The 19,926-nt window shown below is 57.7% G+C and carries 16 protein-coding genes and 1 tRNA gene; 13 read left to right on the top strand and 4 right to left on the bottom strand.

Going from position 1 to position 19,926, the window contains the following annotated elements:
- The first annotated feature begins 7 nt into the window (after window positions 1-7).
- Window positions 8-727 carry a ZIP family metal transporter gene (locus tag CFB02_RS07550; protein ID WP_062784806.1) on the top strand — a complete coding sequence of 240 codons (720 nt, stop codon included), beginning with the start codon at window positions 8-10 and terminating at the stop codon, window positions 725-727.
- 15 nt (window positions 728-742) lie between these two features.
- On the opposite strand, the gene ftsH is transcribed toward CFB02_RS07550, so the two are convergent.
- The 3 genes from ftsH to ggt are packed head-to-tail and all read right to left on the bottom strand — an operon-like array spanning window position 743 to window position 4,705.
- Window positions 743-2,656 (bottom strand): ATP-dependent zinc metalloprotease FtsH, encoded by a 1,914-nt coding sequence (gene ftsH / locus CFB02_RS07545; RefSeq protein WP_088557521.1) that lies wholly within the window; start codon window positions 2,654-2,656, stop codon window positions 743-745.
- Entirely contained in the window at window positions 2,653-2,901 is a 249-nt protein-coding gene (locus tag CFB02_RS07540; RefSeq protein ID WP_014576785.1) for a thiamine-binding protein, read from the bottom strand. Before CFB02_RS07540 ends, ftsH begins: the two co-directional genes overlap by 4 nt.
- A 40-nt stretch (window positions 2,902-2,941) precedes the next feature.
- The gene (gene ggt, locus CFB02_RS07535) at window positions 2,942-4,705 is read right to left on the bottom strand and encodes a gamma-glutamyltransferase (RefSeq protein WP_088557520.1); all 1,764 of its coding nucleotides are present in this window, start codon (window positions 4,703-4,705) and stop codon (window positions 2,942-2,944) included.
- A gap of 143 nt (window positions 4,706-4,848) precedes the next feature.
- Between ggt and purU the strand changes: the two genes are divergently transcribed.
- The 12 genes from purU (at window position 4,849) to pyrF (ending at window position 19,304) form a co-directional block, all read left to right on the top strand.
- Window positions 4,849-5,703 carry a formyltetrahydrofolate deformylase gene (gene purU / locus CFB02_RS07530; RefSeq protein WP_088557519.1) on the top strand — a complete coding sequence of 285 codons (855 nt, stop codon included), beginning with the start codon at window positions 4,849-4,851 and terminating at the stop codon, window positions 5,701-5,703.
- A gap of 126 nt (window positions 5,704-5,829) precedes the next feature.
- Window positions 5,830-8,460 (top strand): DNA gyrase subunit A, encoded by a 2,631-nt coding sequence (gyrA, locus tag CFB02_RS07525; RefSeq protein WP_088557518.1) that lies wholly within the window; start codon window positions 5,830-5,832, stop codon window positions 8,458-8,460.
- Window positions 8,461-8,511: 51 nt separating this feature from the next.
- Entirely contained in the window at window positions 8,512-9,594 is a 1,083-nt protein-coding gene (gene serC / locus CFB02_RS07520) for a 3-phosphoserine/phosphohydroxythreonine transaminase (protein WP_088557517.1), read from the top strand.
- A gap of 2 nt (window positions 9,595-9,596) precedes the next feature.
- Complete coding sequence (gene pheA / locus CFB02_RS07515; RefSeq protein WP_088557516.1) at window positions 9,597-10,694, top strand: prephenate dehydratase; 1,098 nt, start codon at window positions 9,597-9,599, stop codon at window positions 10,692-10,694.
- Between the two features lie 45 nt (window positions 10,695-10,739).
- Window positions 10,740-11,864, top strand: coding sequence for a histidinol-phosphate transaminase (gene hisC / locus CFB02_RS07510; RefSeq protein WP_088557515.1), 1,125 nt, complete (start codon window positions 10,740-10,742; stop codon window positions 11,862-11,864).
- A 1-nt stretch (window position 11,865) separates the two neighbouring features.
- Window positions 11,866-14,094 carry a bifunctional prephenate dehydrogenase/3-phosphoshikimate 1-carboxyvinyltransferase gene (locus CFB02_RS07505; RefSeq protein WP_088557514.1) on the top strand — a complete coding sequence of 743 codons (2,229 nt, stop codon included), beginning with the start codon at window positions 11,866-11,868 and terminating at the stop codon, window positions 14,092-14,094.
- Window positions 14,094-14,774 carry a (d)CMP kinase gene (cmk, locus tag CFB02_RS07500; RefSeq protein WP_088557513.1) on the top strand — a complete coding sequence of 227 codons (681 nt, stop codon included), beginning with the start codon at window positions 14,094-14,096 and terminating at the stop codon, window positions 14,772-14,774. Before CFB02_RS07505 ends, cmk begins: the two co-directional genes overlap by 1 nt.
- A 130-nt stretch (window positions 14,775-14,904) precedes the next feature.
- A complete protein-coding gene (gene rpsA / locus CFB02_RS07495; protein WP_008172063.1) occupies window positions 14,905-16,599 on the top strand; it encodes a 30S ribosomal protein S1 in 1,695 nt (564 codons plus the stop codon).
- Between the two features lie 134 nt (window positions 16,600-16,733).
- Window positions 16,734-17,030 (top strand): integration host factor subunit beta, encoded by a 297-nt coding sequence (locus CFB02_RS07490; protein ID WP_088557512.1) that lies wholly within the window; start codon window positions 16,734-16,736, stop codon window positions 17,028-17,030.
- Window positions 17,031-17,089: 59 nt separating this feature from the next.
- A complete protein-coding gene (locus tag CFB02_RS07485; RefSeq protein WP_088557511.1) occupies window positions 17,090-17,392 on the top strand; it encodes a LapA family protein in 303 nt (100 codons plus the stop codon).
- Window positions 17,392-18,561: a lipopolysaccharide assembly protein LapB gene (gene lapB / locus CFB02_RS07480; protein WP_062784793.1), complete on the top strand. Its 1,170-nt coding sequence runs from the start codon at window positions 17,392-17,394 to the stop codon at window positions 18,559-18,561. The genes CFB02_RS07485 and lapB overlap by 1 nt, the downstream gene beginning before the upstream one ends.
- Before the next feature lie 32 nt (window positions 18,562-18,593).
- Window positions 18,594-19,304, top strand: coding sequence for an orotidine-5'-phosphate decarboxylase (pyrF, locus tag CFB02_RS07475; RefSeq protein WP_088557510.1), 711 nt, complete (start codon window positions 18,594-18,596; stop codon window positions 19,302-19,304).
- Window positions 19,305-19,802: 498 nt separating this feature from the next.
- On the opposite strand, the gene CFB02_RS07470 is transcribed toward pyrF, so the two are convergent.
- A tRNA-Asn gene (locus tag CFB02_RS07470) sits at window positions 19,803-19,878 on the bottom strand.
- Window positions 19,879-19,926 lie beyond the last annotated feature (48 nt).

The raw sequence follows: 19,926 nt of genomic DNA, 5'->3' as shown, positions 1-19,926 counted from the left end.
TTAGCTGATGTTCATAGATGTTCTCTCCATTGTTGGACTGACCGTCCTTGCCGGCGCCTGCATTCCATTGGGCGGACTGCTCGCCAGCTTTGAACGGATCCGACCCAATTGGCTGGAGCAGGAGTTCCGCCATTTCGTGATCGCGCTCGGTGGCGGCATCCTGCTTGGCGCGGTCGCTGTGGTTTTTATTCCGGAAGGCCGATCCAGCATGGGGGGATCCCTTCTTGCGATTCCGGCTATTCTTGCGGGCGGGCTCATATTCTTCCTGATAGAGCGGGTTCTCGGCTTGAAACGCCGTGAATCTCCGCAGCTCCTGGGTGTGATGCTGGATTTTATTCCGGAAGCTGCCGCGCTGGGCGGGCTCGCCGTGGTGAACACCGAGATTGCACTGCTCATGGCGTTACTCATTGCCTTGCAGAACTTGCCGGAAGGGTTCAACGCCTATCGGGAGTTGCTTTACCTGAAAGGCCACAGTTCCCGAAAGACGCTGGTCTTTATGAGTAGCCTGGTGATCACAGGTCCGGTGGCCGGCCTGTTTGGCTATTTTTTCTTGTCTGAGCGCCCCGTGTTACTGGGCTCACTGATGCTGATGGCTTCCGGGGGTATTCTGTACCTGATTTTCCAGGACATCGCTCCTCAGTCGAGGCTTGACCGGCATTGGGGCCCGCCTCTGGGAGCGGTCCTTGGGTTCTGTATTACGCTGTTCAGTCACGACCTGGTGATCTAGGCCATGACTTGAGTATCAGGCAATTTTCCGTGAATCCTCCTTGCGCAGAATTTCCTCGACGTCCTCGGCGGACAGGGTTTCCTGTTTCAGCACGGCTTTGGCCAGTGCCTCCAGCTGGTTGCGGTGCTCGGTCAGGAAGTCGAGGGTTGCCTTCTCGAGGGCCAGGAGCTGGGACTGGATTTCCTCGTCAATCATCTCAGCCATCTTTTCGCTGAACTCCCTCGGCATGCCCATCTCCCGGCCCAGGAAAACATGTTCCTCGCCGATGTTCAGGCCCAGCGGGCCGATCTTTTCGCTCATGCCCCACTGGCCGATCATCTTGCGTATCAGCGCGGTTGCCTCCTTGAGGTCGTTCTGGGCGCCGGTACTGACTTCTCCGTAGATCAGCTTTTCCGAGCAGCGACCTCCAAGCATCACCTTGATGCGATCCTTCAGGTAGCTTTCGGTGTAGGTGTAGTGATCTTCCCTCGGGGTTTGTTCCGTCACTCCCATGGCCATGCCGTGAGGAATGATGGTCAACTTGGTTAGGGGATCCGCGTTCGGCATGTAGTAGGCCATGATGGCGTGACCACATTCGTGGTAGGCAACGGCCTCACGCTCCTGCGGGTTCAGCTTGGTGTCTCGCTCTTCACCGAGAATAATTCTGTCCCGGGCCAGATCAAAGCAATGGGCATTCACCTCATGCAGGCTTTCGCGGGCTGCGGTGAGCGCCGCTTCATTTACCAGGTTCTTGAGATCCGCCCCGGAAAAGCCGATGGTGCGCGCGGCCAGTTGATTCAGGTCGACATCATTCGCCAGGGGGACCTTTCGCACGTGAACGGCCAGGATCGCCGCGCGGGCCTCCTTGTGGGGGCGGTCGAGGGTGATCTTGCGGTCAAAACGGCCCGGGCGGAGCAGGGCACTGTCGAGCACGTCCGGCCGGTTGGTGGCAGCCAGTACCAGAACATTTTCGTGAGCCTCGAAACCGTCCATTTCCGTGAGGATCTGGTTCAGTGTCTGCTCTCTTTCATCGTGGCCGCCACCCAGGCCCGCACCACGTGATCGGCCAATGGCATCCAGTTCGTCGATGAAAATCAGCGCCGGCGCGTCTTTCCGGGCTTCCTTGAACATGTCCCGAACCCGCGCGGCGCCAACACCCACGAACATCTCGATGAATTCCGAGGCGCTGATGCTGTAGAAGGGCACTTCTGCTTCGCCGGCGATGGCCCGGGCCAGCAGTGTCTTGCCGGTGCCCGGCGGGCCGACCAGAAGCACGCCCTTGGGCATGACGGCACCCAGTGCCCGGTATTTTTCGGGAGATTTCAGGAAATCGATGATCTCGGCAATTTCCCGCTTGGCGGATTCAATGCCGGCCACGTCATCCAGGGTGGCGGTAGAGGTTTCCTTGTGGGCCCGCCGTGCCTTGGAGCGGCTGAAATCAAAGGGGCCGCCACCCTGTGTCATGCGTTTCTGCGCCGCACCCCAGAACCAGAACATCAGCGCCAGCAGCAGGATCCAGGGCAGGAAGCCGCGAATCATTTCCTGCCACCACGGCAGACCTGATGGCGTGGCCCGAATGGTGACACTGTGCTCTTCCAGAAGGTTGAGCAGCGACGGGTCTTCCATGGGCGGGCGGATGGTATGGAAACCGGGCGTGCTGGTGTGGGGTGGGCTGTCAGAGCTGAAATCGGCGGCACCGCTGTCGGTGAACAAGCCGGTAATGGCTTCTTCTTTCAACGTGACTTCTGCCACCTGATTGTTCACAACAGCCGTCTTGAATTCCGAGTAGGCGAGGTCCTGAAGTCGCGGTTGTCCGCCATCCTGCAGCCAGAGCACCATCAGGAAGATGGCAGCGCTCAGCCAAAGGAACGCATACTGGTTCGGAATGACCGGTTGCTGGTTCTGATCCGGTTTCTGTTGCTGGTTGTCTGGCCCACTCGGTGCTGTCATTTCGGTCTCCGGTCGCCCTCCATGATCTTCGCCACGAAGACAGATTTGCCGTAGGTCTCGAACGACCATTTCATGGTGTCCGAGAGCACGCCCATAACCTCATCATAGTCGCCGAAAATCTCGGTGCTCATCCGCCCCGGGTAGACTTCCAGTCCGGTCTGCTCCAGGCGCGCGATCAGGTCTTTGATTGGCTGCTTGTACTCCTCTTTCAGGGGATAGCAGCTCAGTTGTACAGAAAGATACATAAAGCCTCCATTCAGGTCAGTGACCCTGGTCAATTGCCCGTTAATAGCCCATGGCCGACGAAGTGCTCCTCCTCGGGTCCGCGCCACCATTGCGAACACCGTCTTCGTCAATCAGGATGCTCTGGATGGCGCCCATGGCTGATCCACCGACCACCGTGTGCCCCCGTTCCTGCAGAAGCCGGATGGTGTCGGGGCTGATGCCCTGTTCGATCCGGATTTCATCCGGCAGCCACTGGTGGTGCATGCGCGGCGCGCTCACGGCGGTCTGGATGTTCATTCCATGATCAATCACATTGAGGATCACCTGCAAGGTGGTGGTAATGATCCGGGAGCCCCCGGGACTGCCGGTAACCAGAATGTTCTTGCCATCCTTCTTAACGATAGTGGGCGACATGGAGCTCAGCATGCGTTTACCGGGCTCAACCTTGTTGGCTTCGCCACCAATCAGGCCATAGGCGTTGGGTACACCGGGCTTGGCACTGAAATCGTCCATTTCGTTGTTGAGCAGGAAGCCGGCACCTTCCACCGTGATGCCTGATCCGTAACTGAAGTTGATGGTGTAGGTGTTTGATACTGCGTTGCCCCATTTATCCACTACGGAAAAGTGGGTAGTCTCCGGGCTTTCCCAGGCAGCCGGCTGGCCGGGATTGATGTCGCTGGCCGGTCGTGCCCTGTTCGGATCAATGCCTTTGCGCAGTTCTTCTGCGTAGCCTTTGCTGGTTAACCCCGCCAGCGGCACATCCACATAATCCGTGTCGCCAAGGTATTTTGAACGGTCAGCGTAGGCCAGTTTCATGGCTTCGGCCATGTGATGAATCGCATCAGCGGAGTTATGGCCAAACTCCGCCATCGGGAAGCCTTCGAGGATATTCAGGATCTGGACAATGTGCGTGCCACCGGAAGAGGGCGGCGACATCGAGAAAATATCGTACCCGCGATAGTTGCCGTGAACCGGCGCCCGGACAACCGGGCGATAGTCTTTCAGGTCCTGGTGCGTGATGAGGCCGCCATTCCGTTCCATTTCGCTGGCAATCAGATCGGCGGTTTCGCCTTCGTAAAAGCCTTTCACGCCGTTGTCGGCAATGCGCTGGAGTGTTGCTGCCAGTTCCGGCTGTCGAAAGCGTTCCCCGGGCTGCCAGGCGCTTCCGTATTCCTTATAAAAGGTGTCACGGGTGGCGGGCCATCGCTCGAGTCTCTCCCGTGCCTGCTCCAGGCCCTCAGTAAAACGCTGGGGCACCACGAAACCCTCTTGGGCCAGTTTGATGGCTGGCGCCAGTGCCTGCTTGAGTGTAATGGTGCCGTGCCGCTCCAGCGCCAGTGCCAGGCCGGCAACCGTGCCCGGAACCCCTGCGGCGAGGTGGGTAAAACGACTGCGGTTCTTGACTACCTCGCCGGATTCGTCCTGGAACATGGTTTCTGTGGCGGCAGCGGGCGCTTTTTCGCGATAATCAATGGCTTCCGGATCTGAGCCGTCGCCCCTGGATATCAGCATGAAACCGCCACCGCCAATGTTGCCGGAACGGGGCTGGGTGACAGCGAGTGCAAAGCCGGCGGTAACGGCTGCATCGATTGCATTGCCGCCGTTTTTCAGCACTTCCAGAGCCACCTCGGTGGCCAGTGTATGGCTGGTGGCAACCATGCCCTGGGTTGCGGTAACCGGGTGAAACCGCTCACCCTCGAGAATGGCCTGTCCGAAGGCCGGCGCGGTGGTGATGAAAAAGGCCAGGGCGGCCGCAATCGAAAGGCGGCCTGAGCGCCCCGTGGCGAGGTTTTTGATTGTGCGTTGGTAGAGGCCTCTGTCCATATCTCCATTCCTCGTTTCTGGCGTTCAGATAGGCTATGATAGCCGGTCATTTTCATAGGTGCGTACCGTTAACCTGCCGTTAATGTCGGCGGTGATTCCCCGACGCACCTGCTTTCCCGGATTTCAGTTAAGGAAAGGCTTTCATGGAGCATACCTATCGTCTTGTGATTTCCTGCCCCGACCGGGTGGGAATTGTCGCCAAGGTGAGTAATTTTCTGTCCACATACAATGGCTGGATTACCGAAGCGAGTCACCATTCGGATACCCATACCGGCTGGTTTTTCATGCGGCACGAAATCAAGGCCAACTCGATTCCGTTTGGCCTGGACCAGTTCCGGGCTGCGTTCGAGCCCATTGCCCGTGAATTCAACATGAACTGGCACATTGCCGATTCGGCCCAGCCGAAGAAAGTGATCCTGATGTGCAGCAAGGAATCCCACTGTGTGGCCGATCTGCTGTACCGCTGGCACAGCAAGGAGATCAATGCCGAGATAGTGGCGGTCATCTCCAATCACGACGACCTTCGCAGGATGGTGGAGTGGCATGAGATTCCCTACCACCACGTGCCGGTCAGCAAGGAAAACAAGGCGGAAGCCTTCGCCCATATTGATGAGCTGTTCCAGAAATATGAGGCCGATGTGGTTGTGCTGGCGCGCTACATGCAGATCCTTCCCGGCGAGCTCTGCGAGAAATACTCCGGCAAGGTGATCAACATCCATCACAGCTTCCTGCCGTCTTTCGCCGGTGCACGCCCCTATCACCAGGCCTACAGCCGCGGTGTTAAGCTGATTGGTGCCACCTGCCACTACGTGACCCAGGACCTCGACGAGGGCCCGATCATCGAGCAGGACGTTATCCGGATCACCCACAGCGACTCTATCGAGGATATGGTTCGCCTGGGCAAGGATGTGGAAAAGAACGTGTTGGCCCGGGGCCTGCGCTCCCACATTGAAGACCGGGTGATCACCTACGAAAACAAGACAGTGGTGTTTGATTAAGGCTGCCTCACAGTTGCCCCGGAAAGGGTGCGACTGTGGTAGACTTGGCGGCTTGTTGAAGAATAACTATGGGGCCCGGAAACGGCCCCGATACGACTTCCAGATAACGCAAAGGAACCTTTCTCGATGGGTGAGTTAGCCAAAGAGATCCTGCCGGTCAATATTGAAGACGAGTTAAAACAGTCCTACCTCGACTACGCCATGAGCGTAATCGTCGGGCGGGCGCTTCCGGATGTGAGGGATGGCCTCAAGCCGGTTCACCGCCGCGTTCTGTTCGCCATGTCCGAACTGAACAACGACTGGAACAAAGCCTACAAGAAGTCCGCCCGTGTGGTGGGTGATGTTATCGGTAAATACCACCCCCACGGTGACTCTGCGGTGTACGACACCATCGTACGTATGGCCCAGCCGTTCTCCCTGCGGTATCCGCTGGTCGATGGCCAGGGTAACTTCGGTTCCATCGACGGTGACAACGCGGCTGCCATGCGTTACACCGAGATCCGCATGGAGAAAATCGCTCACTCCCTGCTGGCGGATCTGGATAAGGAAACCGTCGATTTCGTTGACAACTACGACGGCACCGAGCGGATTCCCGAGGTTCTACCCACCCGGGTTCCCAATCTTCTGGTGAATGGTTCCTCCGGTATTGCCGTGGGTATGGCCACCAATATTCCGCCCCACAACCTGACGGAAGTGGTCAATGGCTGTCTGGCGCTGATTGATAATCCGGATCTCACTGTTGATGAGCTGATGGAATTCATCCCGGGCCCGGATTTCCCGACCGAGGGCATCATCAATGGCCGTGCCGGCATTGTCGAAGCTTACCGTACCGGCCGGGGCCGTATTTATGTCCGTGCCCGCCACGAGATTGAACACGACAAAAAAACCAATCGTGACGCTGTCATCATCACTGAGCTGCCGTATCAGCTCAACAAGGCCCGCCTGATCGAAAAGATCGCCGAGCTGGTGAAAGAAAAGCGCCTCGAAGGCATCACCGAACTGCGGGACGAATCCAACAAGGAAGGTATCCGGGTGGTGATCGAGCTGCGTCGGGGTGAAAACCCGGATGTTGTGATCAATAACCTGTTTGCCCATACCCAGTTGCAGACGGTGTTTGGCATCAACATGGTTGCGCTGATCAATGGCGAGCCGAAGACGCTGAACCTCAAGCAGATGTTGGATGCCTTTGTTCGTCACCGCCGAGAGGTGGTTACCCGCCGCACCATCTATGAGCTGCGCAAAGCGCGTGAGCGGGGCCATATTCTGGAAGGCCTCACGGTTGCTCTGGCCAATATTGATGAGATGATCGAGCTGATCAAAGCTTCTCCGAGTTCGGTAGAAGCAAAAGAAAAGCTGATGGCCAAGGGCTGGGCTCCGGGTGATGTTCTGGCAATGCTGGAGCGTGCCGGTGAGGATGCCTGTCGTCCAGACGATCTGCCGGAAATCTATGGCCTGCGTGATGGCCTTTATTATCTTTCTCCCGAGCAGACCCAGGCAATTCTGGATATGCGTCTGCACCGTCTGACCGGTCTTGAAACCGAGAAGCTGCAGAATGAGTACAAGGACATCCTTGAAAAGATCGCCGGCCTCCTCGAGATCCTGGCCGATCCTGACCGCCTGATGCAGGTTATCCGTGAAGAACTGGAAGCCGTTGTTTCCGAGTTCGGCGATGAACGTCGCACCGAGATCACCAGCTCCCAGCGCGATCTGACCATCGCGGATCTGATAGATGAGGAGGACCTCGTAGTCACCATCTCTCACGGTGGATACGCCAAGACCCAGGCAGTGGAAGACTACCAGGCCCAGCGCCGGGGCGGTCGCGGCAAGGCGGCAACCTCCATGAAGGATGAAGACTTCGTTGAGAAGCTGCTGGTTGCCAACTCCCACGACACGATTCTGTGTTTCTCCAACCGTGGCAAGGTTTACTGGTTGCGGGTCTTCGAGATTCCGCGCGCCAGCCGCGCCTCCCGCGGTCGGCCCATGGTGAATATCCTGCCGCTGGACGAAGGCGAGCGTATTACCACGTTCCTGCCGGTTCGGGATTATCCGGAAGACCAGTTTGTGCTGATGGCCACTTCTGCCGGCGTGGTCAAGAAAACGCCGTTGCCGAACTTCTCGCGTCCGCGCAGCAGCGGCCTCATTGCTCTGTCTCTGGATGAGGGCGATACCCTGATTGGTGCAGCCATTACCAAAGGCGATGCCGAGGTCATGCTGTTCTCGACCGCTGGCAAGGCGGTGCGCTTCAATGAAGAAGCCGTTCGTCCCATGAGCCGGACAGCCCGTGGCGTTCGCGGTATCAAGATGCCGCAGGGTCACCATGTGGTGTCGCTGATCATTCCGCAGGACGGCGGGGTTATCCTGACTGCCTCCGAAAACGGCTACGGCAAGCGTACCGCCATTGACGAGTTCCCGACCTACAGCCGTGGCAGCCAGGGCGTTATCGCCATGCAGTGCTCCGAGCGTAACGGTAACCTGGTGACAGCCCTGCAGCTGTTCGACGGTGACGAAATGATGCTGATCTCTGACAAGGGCACGCTCGTGCGTACCCGGACAGACGAAGTGTCGGTTCTTAGCCGGAACACCCAGGGCGTGCGCCTGATCAAGCTGAGCCAGGAAGACGAGCGGCTGGTTGGCGTTGAGCGGATTGCGGAAACCGACGACGAAGAGCTCGACAGTGAAGGCAATCCGATTGTTGCCGACGAGAGCCCGGAAGAAGGCCAAGAAGGCCAAGAAGGCGAGAGTGCCGGCGACGAATAAGCCGGCACTTGCCACAGACAGATTCAGCAAGACTTGAGAGAAAGCAGCAACATGAGCAGGGCGTATAACTTTTGTGCAGGTCCGGCCACCTTGCCGGAGAGCGTGCTTCGTCAGGCGCGGGATGAAATGCTCGACTGGCGCGGTACCGGCATGTCGGTGATGGAAATGAGCCATCGCAGCGACGAGTTTGTCCAGATTGCCGAAACTGCAGAAAAAGATCTGCGTGAACTGGCCGGCGTGTCGGACGACTACGCGGTTCTTTTCATGCAGGGTGGAGCGTCCAGCCAGTTTTCCACCATTCCTCTGAATCTGCTGGGCGAAAAGGGCTCTGCGGACTATGTGAATACTGGCATCTGGTCCAAGAAGGCCATTGCCGAGGCCAGTCGCTATGGCAAGGTGAACGTGGTGGCGAGTTCGGAAGACAGTGGCTTTACCACGATTCCGGATCAATCTTCCTGGCAGACCAGTGCCGACGCGGCGTATCTGCACTACACGCCCAACGAGACCATCGGTGGCCTGGAATTCGGTTTTATTCCGGATAGCCCGGGCGCGCCGCTGGTTGCCGACATGTCCTCATCTATGCTGTCCAGGCCGGTGGACGTCTCCAGGTTCGGTGTGATCTATGCCGGTGCCCAGAAGAACATCGGTCCCTCGGGATTGGTGGTGGTCATTATCCGCAAGGATCTCCTGGGCAAGGCCCGCAAGGAGACCCCGACCATGATGAATTATCAGGTGATTGCAGATAACGGCTCCATGTACAACACGCCGGCGACCTACTCCTGGTACCTGGCCGGTCTGGTGTTCAAGTGGCTGAAAGAGCAGGGCGGTGTGAAGGCCATGGGTGAGATCAACCTGCGCAAGGCCCGCAAGCTCTACGATTTCATCGATACCAACGAGTTCTACGCCAACCCGATCGACCCGCGGTTCCGCTCCTGGATGAACGTGCCATTCACGCTGGCGGATGATGCCCTGAATGGTGAATTCCTGAAGGGTGCCAATGCCCGTGGCCTGCTGAACCTGGCCGGCCACCGTTCGGTTGGCGGGATGCGTGCGAGCATCTACAACGCGATGCCAGAAGCCGGTGTCGATGCGCTGATTGACTACATGACCGAATTTGCGAAGGAGCGTGGCTGATCATGAGTGATGAGCAGGTTCGGCTCGGAGAGCTGCGGGACCAGATCGATCAGCTTGATCAGAAGATCATGGAGCTGATCAGTGCCAGGGCCGCCTGTGCCCAGGAAGTGGCGCACGTTAAAATGACCGCCAATCCGGGGCAGGACGTCTTTTTCTATCGCCCCGAGCGTGAGGCCCAGGTGCTTCGCCGCATCAAGGAACAGAATCCGGGGCCGCTGTCGGGTGAGGAAATGGCCCGTCTGTTCCGGGAAATCATGTCCGCCTGCCTGGCGCTGGAAAAGCCCATGCACATTGCATTCCTGGGTCCGATTGGCACGTTCACACAGGCGGCAGCGCTCAAGCATTTTGGTCACTCGGTGGTCAGCGTGCCTTTGCCGGCCATTGATGCGGTATTCCGGGAGGTCGAATCCGGCGCTGCCCATTACGGCGTGGTGCCGGTCGAGAACTCGACCGAGGGTATGATCAACCACACCCTGGATATGTTCATGTCCTCGCCGCTGAAGATCTGCGGCGAGGTTCAGCTGCGGATTCACCATCACCTGCTTGTGTCTCCGAAGCGCGGCGACCAGGAAATCACCCGGATTTATTCCCATCAGCAATCGTTTGCCCAATGCCGGCAATGGCTGGACACCCACCGCTACGGCATCGAGCGGGTTACCGTCTCCAGCAATGCGGAAGCGGCCCGGCGCGCAGCCGAGGAGCCCGGCACGGCGGCCATTGCCGGTGATATGGCGGCAGAGCTCTATGGTCTGGAGATGCTGGCGAACAGCATTGAGGATCGCCCGGACAATACCACCCGCTTCCTGATCATTGGCCGGGAGGAAGTGCCGGCCAGTGGCCACGACAAGTCGTCTATCCTGGTGTCCATGCGCAACAAGCCGGGGGCTCTGTATCAGCTCCTCGAGCCTTTCCATCGTCACGGGCTCAGCCTGACCAGAATCGAAACGCGGCCCTCGCCAAGTGGCACCTGGGCCTATGTGTTCTACATCGATTTCGAGGGACACATGGAAGATGAGCAGGTCCGGAAGGTGCTGGCAGAAGTGGATGAAGAGGCCGTTGAGCTCAAACGCCTGGGTTCCTATCCGATTGGCGTTCTGTAAGTATCTCCACCTGCGTTTCTGAGCAAAGAGTGTCGAGGACGATTTATGGCTATTGATTACCAGAGCCTGGCGGTTCGCGGCGTACAGGCCCTCTCACCCTATCAGCCGGGCAAGCCGATTGAAGAGCTGGCCCGTGAGCTTGGCCTCAATCCGGCAGAAATCATCAAGCTGGCGAGCAACGAAAACCCGCTGGGGCCCAGCGAAAAAGCGATGTCGGCGGCGCGGCAGGCCCTCTCCGAGCTTTGTCTGTATCCCGATGGCAACGGATTCAACCTGAAGCAGGCGCTTTCGAAGCGTCTGAACGTCGGGATGGATCAGATTACCCTTGGTAACGGCTCCAACGATGTACTGGAAGTGATTACCCGTTGCTTCGCCGATGCAGATTCCGAGGTGGTGTTCTCCCAGTACGCGTTCGCCGTCTACCCGCTGGTGACCCAGGCCATCGGTGCCAGGGGTGTGTCCGTGCCAGCCCGGGAATGGGGGCACGATCTGGACGCCATGGCCGCAGCGGTTACCGATCGCACTCGTCTCGTGTTTGTCGCCAACCCGAACAACCCGACGGGTACCGTTCATACGGCGGACGCCATTGAAGCGTTCCTGAAGAAAATTCCCGAGAACGTGCTTGTGGTTCTGGATGAAGCCTACTGTGAATACCTGACCGGTGATCAATACCCGGATGGTGTCGAGCTGTTGGCCCGTTTCCCGAATCTCATCGTTTGCCGCACGTTCTCCAAAGCCTGGGGGCTGGCGGCTCTGCGGGTAGGTTACAGCATCTCCTCGCCGGCCATTGCAGACATTCTTAACCGGGTGCGTCAGCCGTTCAACGTGGATACCGTTGCCCTGTCTGCCGCCACGGCTGTGCTCGAAGATGAGGATTACCTCGAGCGTTCGCGGGATGTGAATACAGCCGGTCTGCGTCAGTTGCAGGAGGCATTTGACCGGATGGGGCTCGGTTACATTCCGTCGGCCGGGAACTTCGTTGCCGTGGAAGTGGGGGAGCAGGCCATGGGCGTTTACCAGGCTCTGCTCGCACACGGTGTAATTGTCCGGCCCATCGCGGGCTATGGCATGCCCAGACATCTTCGGGTGTCCGTAGGGCTGCCGGAAGAAAATGAGCGCTTTATCGAAGCTCTGGCCCAGGCCCTGACTGCATCGGGGCTCAGCGACTGATATGACGTCTTCCGAGCCTCTGTTTAAACGGGTAGCGGTGATTGGCCTGGGGCTTATCGGTGGCTCCCTGGCCTGCGCGATCCGTCGCAATGGGCTTGCGGGTACGGTTGTTGGTGCGGACCATCGCTCTGAGGAACTGCAACTCGGCAAAGAGTTGGGTGTGATCGATCAGGCGGCTTCAACGGTTTCTGATGCTGTTCGTGGCGCGGACCTCGTTGTGCTTGCCGTTCCGGTAAGGGCGACACGCGCGGTTCTTGAGCAGATTCGTCCGGCTCTGGAGCCGGACGCGATACTCACCGATGTCGGTAGTACCAAATCCAGCTTCGTAACCGATGTTGAGGCCGTGTTCGGCGGCTTGTCGCCTCTGGTTATTCCCGGTCATCCCATTGCCGGTTCCGAGAAGAGCGGCATCCGGGCGGCCAATCCCGAGTTGTTCGCCAACCACAAGGTCATCCTTACGCCGCCGGACAATGTCAGCCAGCCCCACCTGGCTCGCCTGAAAGGGCTCTGGGAGGGATGCGGTGCCACGGTGCTGACCATGTCGGTGGCGTATCACGATGAGGTGCTGGCAGCCACCAGCCACTTGCCCCACCTGATCGCGTTCTCCCTCGTAGATACCCTGGCGGGTGAAGATGAGAACATGGACATCTTCCGCTACGCCGCCGGTGGCTTCAGGGACTTTACCCGGATTGCGGCCAGCGATCCGGTGATGTGGCACGATATTTTTCTGTCGAACCGTGATGCGGTTCTTCGTGTCATTGACCACTTTACCCACGACCTCGAACAACTGCGCACTGCCATTGCCAATCAGGACAGCGCCACGTTGTTGCGGGTTTTCAGTCGCGCCAAGGCGGCGCGTGAACATTTTTCGAAGATGCTCTCAGGACAGGCTTACGTGACAAACAACAGTGAAAAGCAGGTAACGTTCCGTCTACAGCCCGGTGGCGCGATCACCGGTGATATCCGGGTGCCCGGCGACAAGTCAATGTCGCACCGTTCCATCATGCTGGGTGCTCTGGCAGACGGTGTAACCGAGGTGAAAGGGTTTCTGGAAGGTGAAGACAGCCTGGCGACGCTCCAGGCATTCCGGGATATGGGCGTCACTATTGAAGGCCCGGACGACGGCTTTGTTCGCATCCATGGTGTTGGCATGCACGGGCTTCAGGCCCCCCGCGGGCCTCTGTATCTGGGTAACTCGGGAACCGCCATGCGGCTGTTCGCCGGTTTGCTGGCGGCCCAGCCTTTTGATTCCGAGCTTACCGGCGATGCGAGTCTCTCCGGTCGCCCGATGGGGCGGGTTGCCGATCCGCTCAGGGCGATGGGCGCCGTTATCGATACCGAAAAAGGGGGGCGCCCGCCACTGAAAATCCGTGGTGGCCAGAAGCTGTCCGGTATTCACTATGAAATGCCGGTGGCCAGCGCCCAGGTCAAATCGTGTCTTCTGCTGGCCGGACTTTATGCCGAGGGCAGTACATCGGTGACCGAGCCGGCGCCTACCCGTGATCATACCGAACGCATGCTCGCGGGTTTTGGCTATCACGTTCACCGTGACGGTGCGACCGCCAGTGTCAGTGGTGGCGGCAAACTGACGGCGACCAATATTGATGTGCCTGGCGATATTTCGTCGTCCGCGTTTTTCCTCGTCGCGGCCAGTATTGCCCCGGGCTCCGATCTGATCCTTCGCCACGTTGGTATGAACCCGACCAGGGTTGGTGTGATCAACATCCTGAATCAGATGGGCGCCAATATCGAGATTCTGGACGAGCGCGAAATCGGTGGTGAGCCGGTGGCTGACCTTCGGGTCCGCTCCGCGGAGCTCCAGGGTATCGACATCCCTGAGGATCAGGTCCCCTTGGCCATCGACGAATTCCCGGTGCTGTTCATTGCCGCGGCCTGTGCCAACGGCCGCACGGTGCTGCGGGGCGCAGAGGAACTTCGGGTCAAGGAAAGCGATCGGATCCAGGTGATGGCAGATGGCCTTGCTGCACTGGGAGTCGAGACCACCGTCACGCCTGACGGCATTATTATCGATGGCGGTCAGACCATCGGTGGCGGTACCGTGAACAGTCATGGAGACCATCGCATCGCGATGTCCTTTGCGGTCGCTTCCCTGCGCGCTGCGGGTGACATTACGGTGAACGACTGTGCCAATGTGGCTACGTCTTTCCCCGGTTTTGTGGAACTTGCGCAAGGAACGGGGATCAATATCTCAGCCGAGGGGGCTGAATAATGGTTGATAGCAGTGCGCCGGTGATTACCGTTGATGGTCCCGGAGGTTCCGGCAAAGGCACGATCACCCAGATGCTGGCCCGAAAGCTTGGGTGGCATCTTCTTGACAGTGGTGCCCTTTACCGGCTGACGGCGCTGGCCGCGGTTCGCCAGGGCGTGTCTCTGGATGACGAGAACGGCCTGGTTAAAGTCGCCGCCGGGCTGGATGTGGCCTTTGAGCCCACTCCGGAAGGTGAGCCGGTAAAAGTGATTCTCGCCGGTCAGGACGTGACAGCAGATATACGTACAGAATCGGCTGGCGACAACGCCTCGAAGGTGGCAGTCATGCAGCCGGTTCGGGATGCGCTATTGCAGCGCCAGCGGGACTTCCGGCAGGCGCCGGGCCTGGTGGCCGATGGCCGGGATATGGGAACGGTGGTTTTTCCGGATGCACCGGTAAAAATCTTCCTGACGGCAAGCGCCGAGGAGAGGGCCCAGCGGCGCTATAGCCAGTTGAAGGACGCGGGTGTCGATGTTAATATTGACGCCCTTTTAGAGGAGATACGGGTTCGTGATGAACGGGATATGAACCGTTCCGCAGCCCCTCTCAAGCCCGCAGATGATGCGCAAGTCATTGATTCTACGGGATTGAGTATAGAAAAGGTGTTGGACAGGTGTATGGCCGCAGCAGGTCAGGCCTGACTACACCTTTTTGTCGTTGAAATGCCGGATGTAGCGCTATCTGCCAGCCACAGGCTTAGTCCGGAACTTGTTAACAGACCGTGTTGCTGGTGGCACGGAGTACACTTGCGTTGATCATATAGGACTCATAATGAGCGAGAGCTTTGCGGATCTTTTTGAAGAAAGCCTGAAAGAAATTGACATGCAACCGGGTTCCATCGTCCAGGGAACCGTTGTAGACGTCGATAACGACTGGGTCACCGTTAACGCCGGACTGAAGTCCGAAGGCGTTATCCCCGCCTCCCAGTTCCTTAACGAAAAAGGCGAGTTGGAAATTGCTATCGGCGACGTTGTCGATGTAGCTCTCGACGCTGTTGAAGACGGCTTCGGTGAGACCCGTCTGTCCCGTGAAAAGGCCAAGCGTGCAGAAGCCTGGAAGGTACTCGAGAAGTCCTTCGAAGCTGAGGAAGTGGTTAAAGGTATCATCAACGGTAAGGTCAAGGGTGGTTTCACCGTCGATCTGGCCGGCATCCGTGCCTTCCTGCCTGGCTCGCTGGTTGATGTTCGTCCGGTTCGCGACACCGCGCACCTGGAGAACAAAGAACTCGAATTCAAGGTTATCAAGCTCGACCAGAAGCGCAACAACGTGGTTGTTTCCCGCCGCGCCGTTCTGGAAGCTGAAAACAGTGCTGAGCGTGAAGCTCTGCTCGAAACCCTGACCGAGGGTATGGAAATCAAGGGTATCGTCAAGAACCTGACCGACTACGGCGCGTTCGTGGATCTGGGTGGTGTTGACGGCCTGCTGCACATTACCGATATGGCCTGGAAGCGCATCAAGCATCCGAGCGAAATCGTTAATGTTGGCGACGAAATCAGCGTCAAGGTGCTGAAGTTCGATCGTGAGCGTAACCGAGTCTCCCTCGGCCTGAAGCAGCTGGGCGAAGATCCCTGGGTTGATATCAAGGGTCGTTACCCGGAAGGCAGCAAGGTTACTGCGCGCGTTACCAACCTGACTGACTACGGCTGCTTTGCTGAGCTGGAAGAAGGTGTTGAAGGCCTGGTTCACGTATCTGAAATGGATTGGACCAACAAGAACATCCATCCGTCCAAGGTTGTCCAGGTAGGCGACGAAGTGGGCGTGATGATTCTGGATATCGACGAAGAACGTCGTCGTATCTCCCTGGGTATCAAGCAATGTGTATCCAACCCGTGGGAAGATTTCTCCAGCAACTTCAACAAGGGCGACCGTATCTCCGGTAAGATCAAGTCAATCACTGACTTCGGTATCTTTATCGGTCTGGATGGCGGCATCGACGGTCTGGTTCACCTGTCTGATATCAGCTGGAACGAGACTGGCGAAGAAGCGGTTCGTGAATACAAGAAGGGTGACGAAGTTGAAACCGTTATCCTGTCTGTTGATCCGGAGCGTGAGCGTATCTCCCTGGGTATCAAGCAGCTCGAGAGCGATCCGTTCGCCGAGTTTGTTCAGCTGAACGACAAGGGCTCCATTGTTAAGGGCACCGTGTCTGCAGTTGATGCCAAGGCAGCTACCATTGCTCTGAACGACGAAGTTGAAGCGGTACTGAAAGCCTCTGAAATCAGCCGTGACCGTGTTGAAGATGCACGCAACGCGCTGAAGGAAGGCGAAGAAGTTGAAGCGAAGATCATCAGCATCGACCGCAAGAACCGCATCATCAACCTGTCTGTGAAGTCCAAAGATGTTGAGGACGACAAGCAGGCACTGGAAAACGTGCGGACCAAAACTGCGGAAACTTCCTCTGGTGCGACCACCATCGGTGATCTCATCAAGGAGCAGATGCAGCAGCAAAACGCCAACAAGGACTAATCCTCCGGTTGGTATGAAAAAAACGGGCTCTAAGAGCCCGTTTTTTTTGTGTTTTTTTCTGGTTTGGCTAAACTAGGTAGTCATGGGAATCCGGTAACCGACGGCCGAATAAAAATGAAAGAGGGAAACGCCTCATGACGAAGTCCGAACTGGTCGAGCTGATTGCTTCCAAGCAGACTCAGCTCTCCGTTAAAGATGTCGAACTGGCTGTAAAAACCATCATCGAGCACATGTCCCAGTCGCTTGCCGATGGTCAGAGAATAGAAATCCGGGGATTTGGCAGTTTTTCCCTTCATCACCGGGCCGCGCGTACCGGGCGCAATCCGAAAACCGGTGAGGCTGTTCAGTTGCCAGCCAAATATGTGCCGCACTTCAAACCCGGCAAGGAATTGAGAGAGCAGGTCAACGACAGCTTGAAGCAAGGCTTTTAACAGCTGCTCATGGAACGCGTATAATTCGGGCATCAATGCCCTTTGGGAGTGCTATTGCTATGGCAGGATTGCAGAAGATCCTTATTATTCTGTTGGTTTTGGTCCTGGTTCTGCTGGCACTGGTATTTTCACTCAACAATCAAATGGCAGTCTCCCTCAACTTTCTGTTGTTTAAAACCCAACCCCATGGTGTTGCCGTCTGGATTATCATGGCATTTGTTGTCGGTGCCCTTGTTGGCGTGCTGATAACCATGCTGGCCACCGTTCGCAACTCGGTGTCCCGGCGAACCCTTCAGAAACGACTTGATCGCGCCGAGCAGGCATTGGAGAAATCCAGGGCCCAGAACGACCGGACTCTTTAATGGATATCGTATTACAGTGGCTGCTGCTGACAGTTGCAGTCGCCGTTGGCTGGCTTGTGGGCCGGCTGGGAAGCGGTGACAGGCGATCCGGCAAAACGATTTCCGATGAGGAATCGGTGAAGGATCGTCTCCAGTTCCTGTTTACGAACTACTCCGACCAGGCAGTTGAGAATTTCGTCCAGTCCCTTGCGGTCAACAAGGATACTGTCAGCCTCCACCTCTCCATTGGCAGCCATTTCCGCAACAAGGGCGAAACCGATCGCGCCATACTGATCCACCAGAACCTTCTGGCCAGGCCCGAATTACCCCCGAGATTCTCCCCGCAGGTGACTCTCGAGCTTGCCCGCGATTACCTGAACGCGGGGCTCCTCGACCGGGCCGAGGCATTGTTGCACCAGTTGATGGGCGACAAGGATTACGGACGGCACTCCTCCCAGCAGCTCATCGACCTCTACCAACAGGAAAAGGAATGGGCAAAGGCTGCCGAAGTGGCCCGAACGCTGACGCGTGGGGATTCCGACCCGGCAATGTTCAAGGTGCTGGCCTACCTGACATGTGAGCTGTCGGAAGAGTCTTTGAAACAGGACGACCGTTGGGCTGCCCAGAAACTTGCCAAGGAGGCGCTTGAGTACGATCGCTCCTGCGTTCGGGCCAATCTGATTATGATGAAGCTGCTGGTTCGGCAGGGCAGCTATCGCGAGGCAGGCAGCCAGTGCCTGAAAGTATTCGAACAGAACCCTGAGTTTGGGCCGGAAGCCATCGACCGGCTCATGAAACTTGAGCACGAGCACGGCGACATTGGCCGGTTGGCGAAAAAACTGCGCAAGCTTTACGAAAACTACCCGAGCACCAGTTTGTTGCTGGCTCTGGTGGAGTCCGTTGAGCGCGCCTCGGGGCGACCGGCTGCCATCGACTTGCTCAGGCAGGAACTGGAAACCCGCCCGAGCGTCCGTGGCCTGCTCCGGCTGGTGGAAATGGCCGGTTATGAAAAGGGCATGACCACTGATGAGGGCAGGCTGGTGAGCCGTATTGGCCACCTGATTCTCGCCAATCGCCCCGTCTACCGCTGTGTCAGCTGTGGTTTCTCTGGCCGTCAGCTGCACTGGCTTTGCCCAAGCTGCAAGCAATGGGAAACCGTACGCCCGATCCAGGGTGTTGAAGCCGAATAAACCTTTACCGAATTTCCGCAGGACAAGTGAACGTGCAAACTGCTAACGATCCCAAAATCATCGTCGCCCTCGATTTTCCCTCCCAGAATCCTGCCCTTGAGCTGGTCGACAAACTGGACCCGAGCAAATGCCGCCTGAAAGTAGGCAAGGAGCTGTTCACCCGCTCTGGCCCGCAATTGGTGGAAGGGCTTCAGAAGCGTGGATTCGACGTATTCCTGGACCTGAAATTCCACGACATCCCGAACACCACATCGGCGGCAGTTGCGGCCGCTGCCGATCTCGGTGTATGGATGGTCAATGTGCATGCCTCTGGCGGCGAGAAAATGATGACCGCCTGTCGGGAGCGCCTGGAAACCTTTGGTGCGGATCGCCCGCTGTTGATTGCCGTCACGGTCCTCACCAGCATGAACGCCGACGATCTCGCCGGTATTGGCATCACCGATTCCCCGGAAGCCCAGGTATCCCGCCTGGCAACCCTTACCAAAAACTGCGGCCTCGACGGCGTCGTCTGCTCCGCGCAAGAGGCACCGAAGCTCAAAGCCGAGCAGGGCGCCGACTTCAAGCTGATCACACCGGGAATCCGTCCGTTGACTGCCGATAAAGGCGATCAGCAGCGCATCATGACGCCCACAGATGCCCTCAAAGCCGGTTCCGACTACCTCGTGATCGGCCGCCCGATTACTCAGGCGTCTGACCCTCTGGCTGCCTTGGAGGCTATTCACTCTGAGGTTATTGGCGCCTAGTTTCTAGGTTCTTGTCTGATTTGGGCTCCTAGCCTGCATGGTTTGGAGTCTGGTGGTGTGGGGCCTCCCTCCCAAAAACCGCTACGAGCACATCCATGTGCGCTTGGCTGTGGCCATCCTTGGCCACAGACATTTTTGGGAGGGAGGCCCCACACCACCTCTTCGAACTTCTCAGATATATCTTGCGTCAGAGTTCGGTGGGCTACTGCAACCTACTGACTACCTGCTTTCTGTGAGAGTTTTGTCTGTTTTGCGGATACGTACACCGTCGAACGGTGTGGCTGTCATGGCTTTCCAAAACTGTAGAGGGCCATGGACGGCCCGAAACAAGCGCACACGGACGTGCTTGTAGCGTGTTTTGGAAAGCCATGACAGCCGCACCAGTCCCGCCAACGAGCAGGCTAGGGCAGGATTTGCTCTCAACAACCGAAGTCTGAACCGAAAAGCGGGGCAATAAAAAACCCGCTAACTCAGAGAATTAGCGGGCTTTCAGAATAGTGGCTCCCCGAGCTGGGCTCGAACCAGCGACAAACGGATTAACAGTCCGTTGCTCTACCAACTGAGCTATCGGGGAACGTCGTCGTGTGACGAGGCGCGTATATTAAGTTGGCAATACCGCCCC

This window comes from Marinobacter sp. es.042 (assembly GCF_900188315.1).
In the GTDB taxonomy this organism is placed as follows: domain Bacteria; phylum Pseudomonadota; class Gammaproteobacteria; order Pseudomonadales; family Oleiphilaceae; genus Marinobacter.
This window is presented reverse-complemented; position numbering and strand designations above follow the sequence as displayed.